The 10,561-nt window shown below is 68.9% G+C and carries 8 protein-coding genes; 6 read left to right on the top strand and 2 right to left on the bottom strand.

What is annotated here, in order from left to right; all coding sequences use genetic code 11:
- Positions 1-2 precede the first annotated feature (2 nt).
- The 6 genes from Dfulv_RS22150 (at position 3) to Dfulv_RS22175 (ending at position 6,331) form a co-directional block, all read left to right on the top strand.
- The gene (locus Dfulv_RS22150) at positions 3-920 is read left to right on the top strand and encodes an ABC transporter permease (protein WP_259866328.1); all 918 of its coding nucleotides are present in this window, start codon (positions 3-5) and stop codon (positions 918-920) included.
- A 13-nt stretch (positions 921-933) separates the two neighbouring features.
- The gene (locus Dfulv_RS22155) at positions 934-1,854 is read left to right on the top strand and encodes an ABC transporter permease (protein WP_259866330.1); all 921 of its coding nucleotides are present in this window, start codon (positions 934-936) and stop codon (positions 1,852-1,854) included.
- Between the two features lie 41 nt (positions 1,855-1,895).
- A complete protein-coding gene (locus Dfulv_RS22160) occupies positions 1,896-2,873 on the top strand; it encodes a quinone oxidoreductase family protein (protein WP_259866332.1) in 978 nt (325 codons plus the stop codon).
- Between the two features lie 83 nt (positions 2,874-2,956).
- The gene (locus Dfulv_RS22165; RefSeq protein WP_259866334.1) at positions 2,957-4,315 is read left to right on the top strand and encodes an amidase; all 1,359 of its coding nucleotides are present in this window, start codon (positions 2,957-2,959) and stop codon (positions 4,313-4,315) included.
- Positions 4,316-4,346: 31 nt separating this feature from the next.
- Entirely contained in the window at positions 4,347-5,297 is a 951-nt protein-coding gene (locus tag Dfulv_RS22170) for an ABC transporter ATP-binding protein (RefSeq protein ID WP_259866336.1), read from the top strand.
- Positions 5,297-6,331: an ABC transporter ATP-binding protein gene (locus Dfulv_RS22175; RefSeq protein ID WP_406567979.1), complete on the top strand. Its 1,035-nt coding sequence runs from the start codon at positions 5,297-5,299 to the stop codon at positions 6,329-6,331. Before Dfulv_RS22170 ends, Dfulv_RS22175 begins: the two co-directional genes overlap by 1 nt.
- 87 nt (positions 6,332-6,418) lie before the next feature.
- On the opposite strand, the gene Dfulv_RS22180 is transcribed toward Dfulv_RS22175, so the two are convergent.
- Positions 6,419-7,912 (bottom strand): cellulase family glycosylhydrolase, encoded by a 1,494-nt coding sequence (locus Dfulv_RS22180; RefSeq protein WP_259866340.1) that lies wholly within the window; start codon positions 7,910-7,912, stop codon positions 6,419-6,421.
- Between the two features lie 28 nt (positions 7,913-7,940).
- Positions 7,941-10,379: a PQQ-dependent sugar dehydrogenase gene (locus Dfulv_RS22185; protein ID WP_259866342.1), complete on the bottom strand. Its 2,439-nt coding sequence runs from the start codon at positions 10,377-10,379 to the stop codon at positions 7,941-7,943.
- Between the last annotated feature and the right edge of the window lie 182 nt (positions 10,380-10,561).

Raw genomic sequence — 10,561 nt, forward strand, 5'->3', positions numbered from 1 at the left:
ACATGAACAATGCGGTCGTACGTCGCTGCCTGCAGACCCTGCCGGTGCTGTTCCTGGTGTCAGTCGTCGTCTTCTCGACCATCCGGCTCATCCCCGGTGACCCGGTGGCCAACATGGTGGGGGCAGACGCCAGCGCGGAAACCATCGCTCGTGTACGGGCGCAACTCGGCCTCGATCAGCCGATCTACGTCCAGTACTGGGACTGGCTGACCTCGTTGCTCGGGGGCGACTTCGGCCAGTCGCTGTCCACGCGTCGGTCGGTGCTGGACGAGGTCGCGCCCCGCGCGCTCGCGACCCTGCAGTTGACCGGCGTGAGCATGCTCGTCGCGCTGTTGGGTGGCGTGCTCCTCGGGATCCTCGCCGCCTACAACCGAGGCCACGTCATCGACCGTATCGTGAGCGGACTTGGGATGCTCTGTGTCAGCGTCCCGTCGTACTGGGTCGGCATGATGCTCGTGCTGCTGATCTCAGTGCAGCTGGGGCTGCTGCCGACGGGCGGGAACATCCTGCCCGGCAGCATGATCCTGCCCGTGGCCGTGTTGACCCTGCCCCAGCTGGGCATGCTCGCCCGGCTGACGAGGGGCACCTTCATCGACATCCTCGAACAGGACTACGTCCGTACTGCCCGGCAGAAGGGACTGCCCGAACGGCGCATCCTGCTGCGGCACGCGCTGCCCAACGGCGGGGTGACAATCCTGACCTTCGCCGGAGTCCAGCTCGGGCACCTGCTGGCGGGGGCCGTGGTGGTGGAGGTGGTCTTCGCGTGGCCGGGACTGGGCCGGCTCGCCGTCGACTCGTTGCTGATCCGCGATCTGCCGGTCGTCCAGGCGACCATCCTGCTGTTCGCGCTGACCGTCCTCGTCATCAACCTCGTCACGGACCTGCTCTACACCATCGTCGACCCTCGGATCGGAGGCTGACCTGATGTCCTCCATGCCGCCTGAGTCCGCCCTGGCGGAGCCCGCGACCACTGCAGCGGCGACACCCGTCGACGGCCCGCCTTCCTCCCGCGGCGTCAGTCTGCGCCGGCTGCCGGTGCGCGCCCAGCTCGGCCTCGGCATGCTCGTTGCCATCGTCGTAGTCAGCACCGTGGTTCCGCTGCTGTCCCCCTACAAGCCGTTCCAGCAGAACCTCTCCGAGGCGTTCCAGGGCTTCAGCGCGGCGCACCCACTCGGCACCGACCAGCTGGGGCGGGACATGCTGGTCCGCCTCGCCTACGGCGCCCGATACACGATCGGGATCACCTTGGCCGCGACCGTTCTCGGCGCCGTCATCGGGATGACCGCCGGAGTGATCGCCGCCTACTACCGCCGCTGGCCAGAGACCATCGTGATGCGGGCAGTGGACGTCATGCTCGCGTTCCCCGGCGTCCTGATCGCATTCATCGTGATCGCGGTCCTCGGCACCGGCACCGCTCCGCTGCTTTACGCGACAACCATCTACTCGGTGCCGGTCTTCGCCCGCCTCGCATACGGGACCTCGAAGTCCATCATGGCCAGACAGTTCGTGGACGCGGCCCGCGCGCGAGGCGCGAGCGACGCCCGGATCATCTGGCGCCACATCGTGCCGAACATCGTGCCCGAGATGGTGATCCTCTGGACGCTACGCCTCGCCATCACCGCGATGCTCGTCTCATCCCTGAGCTTCCTCGGGCTGGGCGTGCAGCCGCCGACCCCGGAGTGGGGCGCCATGCTCAGCCAAGGCCGGGAGTTCCTGCGGGTCGAGCCGGCCATGGTTGTTGTCCCCGGCGTGGCCGTGAGCCTGCTCATCATCGCCATCAACCTGTTCGGCGACGGCCTGCGCGACGCGGTCGACCCGCGCCGCCGGTCAGCACGGACGAGAGGAACATCGTAGTGCGAGCAATTCAAGTCCGGCAGTTCGGCGGACCAGACGCGTTGGAGCTTGTTGATATCGCGCGGCCCGAGCCCGCCGCCGGACAGGTCCTGCTCAAGGTCGCGGCCGCAGGGGTCAACTATGCGGACACCCGCATGCGGGCGGGCAGCTACGTACGACAGCCGGCCCTGCCGGTCACACCCGGGTTCGAGGTCAGCGGGACGGTTGAGGTGGTAGGGCCGGGGGCGGCGGCATGCGCGATGGATCCATCGATCCTCGCAGCCGGCACCCCGGTCATCGCAGGCGACGCAACCGGCGGATACGCGCAGTTCGCCGTCGTGCCCGCGGATCTGCTGTTCCCGCTACCGCCCGGCAAGCGCCTGGAGGACGCGGCCGCACTGCCCGTCAACTACCTGGTCGCATGGCTGGCACTGCACCATAAGGGCGGCCTGCGCCCTGGTGAAACGGTGCTCGTCCATGCCGCCGGCGGGGGCGTCGGAAGCGCCATCACCCAGCTGGCCCGCCTCGCCGGCGCCCGCGTGGTTGCTACCGCCAGCTCTGTCGAGAAGCTGACCGTCGCCCGTACCGCCGGCGCCGACGTCACAGTGAACTACACCGAGACAGACTTCGTTTCGCAGATCAGGGACATCCTGGGCGAGCAGCAGCCCATTGACCTGGTGCTGGACTCCGTCGGGGGGCCCACCCTGGTGCACAGCCTGAAACTGCTGTCGCCCTGGGGCCGCCTTGTCGGGTTTGGCCAGGCGAGCGACACGCCGGCGTCCCTCGACGTGTATGCCTCGGCGATCCCCAACCACCTCGACCTGCGCTTCTTCGCCCGTGGCACGCTGTGCGGCTCCCGGCACCCTCGCGACAGGGCGCTGCTCTACGAGGCTATGCAGCAGGTCGTCGCCCTCTGGGCATCCGGCGACATCGATCCCGTCACCGTCCACCGGCTCCCTCTCAGTCAGGCGTCGCAAGCCCATCGGCGTCTGGGAGACCGATCCGCCATCGGCAAGATCCTGCTGGACCCGGAGGCATGATGAAGAGCAACCAGGACCTCTGCTACACCTCCGCCGTCGACATCGCCGAGGCGGTCCGCGCCCGGCGGCTGTCACCGGTCGACGTGGTCACCGCGCTTGCCGAACGAGCCCAGAGCGTCAATCCCATCATCAACGCGCTCGTGACAACCGACTTCGACCGTGCGCTGCAGGAGGCCAGAGCACTCGAGCGGGCGGCCACAGACAGCGAGCACCGCCCTCTGCTGGGCGTCCCGATCTCCATCAAGGATCTGACCGACACAGCGGGAATGCGCACCACCTACGGATCGCACCGTTTCTCCGACCACGTGCCGGCCGAGGACGCCGAGGTGGTCCGGCGCGTACGGAAGGCCGGAGCGATTGTCTTCGGCAAAACCAATACACCCGAGTTCGGCGCCGGCATCAACACGGTCAACGACCTGTTCGGCGCTACCCGCAACCCCTGGAACACCGACCGCAGCGCCGGCGGATCCAGCGGCGGGGCAGCAGCAGCGGTCGCGGCGGGCCTCGGGCCACTCGCCGAGGCTACAGACCACGGCTGCTCGGTGCGGCTTCCCGCGAGCTTCAACGGGCTGGTCGGCCTGCGCACCACACCCGGTCGGATACCGCAGTGGCCCAATGACTGGGTCTTCGACTCCTACGCGGTCACGGGACCGCTCGCCCGTACCGTCGCCGATTGCGAACTGCTCTTTCAAGTCATGAGCGGACCCGACAGCCGCGTGCCGATCTCGGACATGGAACCGTACACGCCCGCTGCGCCGGACAGCGGCCTCAGCGTGCGGGGTTGGCGAATCGCGTGGAGCGCCGACCTCGGCATCGCCGCTGTCGACCCTGAGGTCCGGACGATCTGCGGCGAAGCCGTCAAGGTACTGGACGAGGCCGGAGCAATCATCGACGAGCACGCCCCAGACTTCACGGACGTCCGTCGGATCATCGATCCGCTGCGGGCGGTCCGGCAGGTGGCGCAAGCGGAACGTACGACAGGCACCGCTGGGGGCATCGAGAACACATTCGTGGAGGCATATCTGCGCAAGGCCAAGGAGTACTCGGCGTACGACGTCGGTCGAGCCGAGGCGTTCCGCAGCACCCTCTGGCAGCGGCTCGATCACTTCTTCGCCACCTACCGCTTGCTCGTCACGGTCACGACGCAAGTCCCAGCGTTCCCCGTCGAGCGGCTGTTCCCCGACACCATCGACGGCCGCGAGATACACGACGTGATCGAGGCATGCCTTTCCTGCTACGCCATCACAGTCACCGGGCTGCCCGCGATCTCGATCCCCGTCGGATTCACCAGCGGCGGACTGCCGGTCGGTCTGCAGGTGATCGGCCGGCCACGCGACGAGGCAACCCTGTTCGCCGTCGCGCGTCTGCTCGAGACGATCAGGCCGTGGAGCTCGGCCCGTCCGCGCCTCACGTCCGGAGAGGGCCGGTCAGATGGGCGATAGACCTGTGCTCTGCGTGCGGAACCTGTCAACCGTGTACTACGCCCGCGGCCGGTCCGTGCACGCCGTCGATGATGTGAGCTTCGACGTACCGGCCGGATCCACCATGGGGCTCGTGGGGGAGTCGGGGTGCGGCAAAAGCGCTACCGCACTCTCCGTCATGCGAATGATCCCGCCAACGGCTGGTGAGATCGTCAGCGGCTCTATTCTCCTGCAGGGCGCCGACGTCATGCGTATGAGCCCCAAGGAGTTGCGCCGTGTGCGAGGCGGCAGCATCGGGTTCATCCCGCAGGATCCGCTGAGCAGCCTCAACCCACTGATGACCGTTGGTGAGCAGGTCGCCGAAGTGCTCCAAGCGCACCGCAACGCCTCCCGCAGCGCCGCCCGTCGGACCGCGATCGAGCTGCTGGACCGCGTGGGCATCCCGAAAGCCACCGACCGGCTCAAGGACTATCCCCACCAGTTCAGCGGAGGAATGCGCCAACGGGTCGCGATCGCTATGGCCATCGCCTGCGATCCCGTCGTCCTCCTGGCCGACGAGCCGACGACCGCCCTGGACGTAACGATGCAGGCGCAAATCCTGGAACTGCTCAAGAGGCTCTCTGCGGAGAACGGCATGGCGATCGTGCTCATCACCCACGACCTCGGGGTCGCCGCAAACATGTGCGACTCGATCCGGGTGATGTACGCAGGCCAGATCGTGGAAGAGGCCGAGGTGGACGACTTCTTCTACCGCCCGATGACGCCGTACGCGCGAGGATTGATGGCCGCGCTGCCGTCAGCGGCGCCGAGCACGAACGGGCGCCTGAACGTGATTCCGGGAACGCCGCCCTCGCTGGCCGATCTGCCGGCCGGCTGCCGGTTCAGTGCCCGGTGCGCGCACCGCCACACGGTGTGCCAGGAAACCGAACAGGTGTTGACGCAACGTGACCGTCCGGGTCACACCGCGCGTTGCGTGGGCACCGACCGAGGGGGCTGGATCTAGTGTCTGCTGGTGTTGCTTCCGCTCCTCTCGTCCGCGCCGCCGGTCTCTCGGTGCGTTTCCCCGTCGAGCGGCGAATCTTCCGCGGTCCCACCCGATGGGTCACCGCCGTGGACGGAGTGGACCTGGAGATTCATGCGGGTGACTCGGTTGGGCTGGTTGGCGAGTCCGGCAGCGGAAAGAGTTCTCTGGGACGAGCGCTCCTGCGCCTGAACGACTACTCGGCAGGCTCGGTCGTTTTCGACGGCACAGATCTAGGCTCGCTCAGCCGACAGCAGATGCGGTCCCTCCGGCGACGCATGCAACTCGTCTTCCAGGATCCTTACAGCTCCCTCAACCCCCGTATGAGAGTCCAGGCCCTTCTCGAAGAGCCGCTGGCCATCCACGGGATCGTGCCCCGCGCGGAGCGGGCGGACCGCGTCCGACAACTCCTCGAATTGGTCTCGCTCAACCCGGAACAGGCGAGCCGGTTCCCTCACGAGTTCTCCGGTGGGCAGCGCCAGCGGATCGGCATCGCACAGGCACTCGCCGTCGAACCGGAGTTCCTCGTCTGTGACGAACCCATCTCGGCTCTCGACGTATCAGTACAGGCCCAGATCATCAATCTGCTCATGGATCTGCGGGACCAGTTGGACCTGACGTTCCTGTTCATCGGGCACGACTTGGACGCTGTCCGGCGATTGTGCGACCGTGTCTTCGTCATGTACCTCGGCAAGATCGTTGAGTCCGGGACGACCGAGTCCGTCTATCAGAATCCCCGCCACCCGTACACACGGGCGCTACTGTCCTCCTCACCAAAGCCCGACCCGGTGGAGGAACGAACCCGGCAGCGGATCCTGCTGACCGGCGACCTGCCGTCGCCCGACAACATCCCGTCCGGATGCCGGTTCCACGGCAGGTGCTGGCTCTACGAGCAGCTCGCTCGACCCGCGCGTTGCCGCACAGAAGAACCGGCCGCAGCACGGATCGACGAGTCGCACACGGCGGCCTGCCACTTCACCGATCACCTTGACCGGCCGGGTCCGCCAAACGAATAGCGTTCGCGGGGGTGTCAAACGAACGGCTCTGGCGCAAGGACGGTGGGTGGTCGGGGCCCCGACCACCCACCGTGTTTCCGAGGTCGGTCAGCCCGTCGGGAAGCTGTCCGGGGTGCGGATCCGGTCGCGGACCCAGGCGCCGGCCGGCTTGAGGCGGGTGGTGCCCGTGTACGGGCCGGCGCCGCACGTGCCCGTCGTGAAGACCGCGCCGCTGCGGAAGTCGTCGCTGAAGTTCCAGTTCGTCCAGCTGATCTTCTTGCTGGCCATCAGGTCGAGGTATGCCTGCGCCTGCGCGAAGTTGTCCGGGCCGTCGCCCGACGCCTCCTGGGTGCCGAACTCCGTGACGAACATGGGGATCTGGTCGGCCGCCCGTGACAGCGCGTTGAGATACGAGCTGCCGTGCGAGGCCGCATAGAAGTGGAAGGTGTACATGATGTTCGTCGCGTTCACCTTGTTGTTGACGACCTCGGTCTCGCTGGCGCCGTCGGAGAGGCCGAGCGACGACCAGGCACGGGTGCCGACCAGGACGACGGCCTCCGGGTCCTGGGCGCGAATCACCGGGATGATCTGCTCGGCGTAGCTCTTGATCGCCGGCCAGCCGACGCCGTTGGGCTCGTTCGCCACCTCGTACAGGATGTTCGTCTTGGCGGCGTGGCGCTGGGCGATGGCGGTGAAGAAGGTGCGGGCCCGGTCCAGGTTGTGGTTGGGGTCGCCCGGGGTGAGCATGTGCCAGTCGACGATGACGTACATGCCACGCGCGGTCGCCTGCTCGATGTAGCTGTGCACCCGGTCGGTGAACAGCTGCGGGTTGGTCTCGTAGCCGCCCTCCTGGATGTACATCGACACCCGCAGGACGTCGGCGTTCCAGTCGGTCGCCAGGGCGTTGAGCGAGGCGTCGGTGACGCACTGCGAGTACCACTGGATGCCGTGCGTGGACATGCCGCGCAGCTGGATCGGCTGGTTGTACTGGTTGCACAGCCGCACGCCGCAGACGCGCAGCTGCCCGTTGATCGCGGCCGGCGTCGAGCCGGTCGGCGGGTTGCTGGTCGGCGGCACGCTCGGGCCGGTGCCGTAGACGTCGAACTCCCACAGCGAGTACCCCCACTGCGTGCTCCGCGCCGTGCCGAGCACCCGCACGTACCGGCCGGTGGCGTTCAGGCCGGTGATGGTGTCGACGCCGCCGTTGCCGGTGGTGGTGCTGTGGACGCTGCTCCAGGTCGAGCCGTCGGCGGACACCTCGACCCGGTACGCCGTCGCGTAGGCCGCCTCCCAGTTCAGCGCGACCCGGGTGATCGTCGACGGCGCGCCGAGGTCCACCCGCAGCCACTGCGGGTCGACGCCGGCCGTGCTGGCCCAGCGGGTGCCGGTGTTGCCGTCGACGGCGTTGCCGGCCGTCAGCGTGGTGTCCTCGACCGAGGAGGCGGTGGCGGGCTTGCCGCGCGACAGCAGCGACTCGGCCGGCGCGGCCTCGTAGCGGGTCGGCGCGGCCCAGGCCGGGATGGTCACGGTGATGACGAGCGTCGTGAGCGCGGCCAGCCCCGCCACGGCCAGGGCGCGCCACGGCCTGCTGCGGATCTTCATGCACGATCTCCTCTGCTGGTGGACCGGGTCATGAGGCGAAGCGCAGGCGGACGATGACGTTGGTGAGCACCGTCGGTGTGCCGCCGTTCATGTCGTTGTTGGTCGAGGTGAGCCAGAGGCCGCCGTCCGGCGTCTTGACCACCGTGCGCAGCCGGCCCCAGGAGCCGTTGAAGAAGGCCCGCGGCGTGTCGGTGGTGGCGCCGGTGATCCGCATGACCCACAGGCGGGTGCCGCGGACGGCGGCCATGTAGATCCAGTCGTTGACGATCTCGATGCCGCTCGGTGAGGCCGACGCGGTGCTCCACTGCCGCACCGGGTCGGTGAAGCTCGGGTTGCCGCAGGCGCCCTCGCAGGTCGGCCAGCCGTAGTTGGCGCCGGCGGTGATGAGGTTGAGCTCGTCCCAGGTGTTGTCGCCGAACTCCGACGACCACAGCCGGCCCTGCGAGTCCCACGCGAGACCCTGCGGGTTGCGGTGGCCCAGGCTGTACACGCGGGTGCCGAACGGGTTGCCGGGCGCGGCCGCGCCGGTGGTGGTGACCCGCAGGATCTTGCCGTTGAGCGAGCTGGGGTTCTGCGCCCGGCTGCTGTCCTGGGCGTCGCCGGTGGTGACGTAGAGGTAGCCGTCCGGGCCGAACCGCACCCGGCCGCCGTTGTGGAAGCGGTTCTTCGCGATCCCGGTGACGAGCGCCTCGCGCGGGCCGATGGCGCCGTTCTCGAACTTGAAGCGGACCAGGCGGTTGTCCGAGGCCGCGGTGTGGAAGGCGTACACCCAGTGGTCGGTGGCGAAGGTCGGGCCGACGGCGAGGCCCAGCAGGCCGCCCTCGCCGCTGGTGGTCACGGCCTCGGCGATGGTGCCGACGACCGTCTTCTGCCCGGCCGGCGTCACCCGGACGATCTCGAACCGGTCCCGCTCGGCGACCAGCGCGCTGCCGTCGGGCAGGAACGCGATCCCCCACGGCAGGTCGAGCTGCGTGTTGACGTTGCGATCGAAGATCGGGTCGCCGCCGCCCGCCTGCGACGACGTGGTCACCGCCAGCGCCGGGCCGGCCGGCGAGGTGTTGCCGTTGGCGTCGTAGGCGACCACCGTGTACCGGTAGGTCGTTGCGGCGGCGAGCCCGGTGTCCGACGCGGTCAGGTCGGGCACGTCCGCGATCTGGGTGCCGTCGCGCGACACCCGGTAGCCGCGGACGCCGACGTTGTCGGTGGACGCGTTCCAGGCCAGCGTCACCGTGCTCGCGGTGACGGCCGTGCTGCGCAGTCCGGCCGGCGTGGTCGGTGGCTGGGTGTCGGTGCTCGGCGGCGCCGTGACGGGCAGGTTGTTGCTGCCCTGCGACGGGTTGCCGGCCGCGTCGTAGGCCAGCACGCTGAAGACGTACGAGGTGTTGGGCTGCAACGGCACGGTGGCGGCGAGGATGTTGCCGCCGACCTCGGTGACCACGTTCCCGCCGTTGTAGACGACGTATCGGGCGACGCCGACGTTGTCGGTGGAGGCGTTCCAGGCCAGGTCGACGCCGGTCGGGCGGACCGCACCGACCACCCGCAGGTTCGCCGGCGCGCTCGGCGGCTGCCCGTCCGACGGCGCGGTGACTCGCAGCCGGTCCAGGTTCGGCCCGCCGTTGCTGGTGGTGGCCGCGGCCCGGATCGTGTTCGTGCCGGCCGTGAGGCTCGCGGTGACGGTCCGGTCGACCCACGTCGGCCAGCCGCCGGTGCCCGGGAAGGACACCCCGGGCGCGGCCGGCGCGCCGTTGACGGTGATGTCCATCGGCCGGTCGACGGTGGTGCCGTTGGCGTACCGCAGTGCCAGCGGGTACATGCCGGCGGCGGGCACCGAGACGGTGAACTGGACGTAGGAGCCGATCACGTTGTCGTAGTTGACGAAGCCGGTGCCGGTGTAGCCGGCGTGGTTCGACTCGACCACGCCCTGCGACACCGCCGCGCTTTCGGCCTGGTAGTCGGTGAACGCCGGCGGCGGCCCGCCGGCCAGGCCCCACTGCTGGCTGGCCACGGCCGGGTTGCAGGCCCAGATGTGCAGCTTGGCGGCGTCGGCGGTGCTGCCGCCGGCCACGTCGAGGCACCGGCCCGTGGCCGGGTTGACCAGCGTGCGGGCCGAGTCGCTGTACGTCCACCGCTGGTTGGGGTTGCCGTCGGAGCAGTCCCAGATCTGCACCTTGGTGCCGTTGGCGTTGACCCCGCCGGCGACGTCGAGGCACTTGTTGCCCGGGGTGCGGACCGTGCTGTCGGTGCCGACGGTCCACGTCTGCGCGGCGGTGCCGTTGCAGGTGTAGAGCTGCACCTGCGTGCCGTTGACGGTGGTCGCCGGGACATCGACGCACTTGCCGGAGGCGATGCCGGTGATCGGGCCGACGGTGTCGGCGACGGCCGGGGCGGCGGCCGCCACGACGCCTGTGGCGACGCAGAGCACGGCGGCGAGGCCGGCGATGATGTGTCTGACCGGTGGGGAGCTCATTGGGGTCTCCGTTCGTGACGCCCGGCCCCCGCGAGGCGACGGAGCCGGGCAGCGGTCGCCGCGCCGTCGCCGACCTTGGTTGTTAGTTAGACTTCCTTATAGATAGGGCACGATATTCACATCGATGAGTCTGGTCAAGGCTCAGCCGCGGCGGTGGATCTGCAGCGTGCACGTGACGGGTT

The sequence above is a fragment of the Dactylosporangium fulvum genome (genome assembly GCF_025137375.1).
GTDB lineage: Bacteria > Actinomycetota > Actinomycetes > Mycobacteriales > Micromonosporaceae > Dactylosporangium > Dactylosporangium fulvum.

Coding starts and splice junctions, on each gene's coding strand:
- Dfulv_RS22150 (WP_259866328.1), top strand. CDS start 3: ATGAACAATGCGGTCGTACGTCGCTGCCTGCAGACCCTGCCGGTGCTG.
- Dfulv_RS22180 (WP_259866340.1), bottom strand. CDS start 7,912: ATGAAGATCCGCAGCAGGCCGTGGCGCGCCCTGGCCGTGGCGGGGCTG.
- Dfulv_RS22155 (WP_259866330.1), top strand. CDS start 934: ATGCCGCCTGAGTCCGCCCTGGCGGAGCCCGCGACCACTGCAGCGGCG.
- Dfulv_RS22185 (WP_259866342.1), bottom strand. CDS start 10,379: ATGAGCTCCCCACCGGTCAGACACATCATCGCCGGCCTCGCCGCCGTG.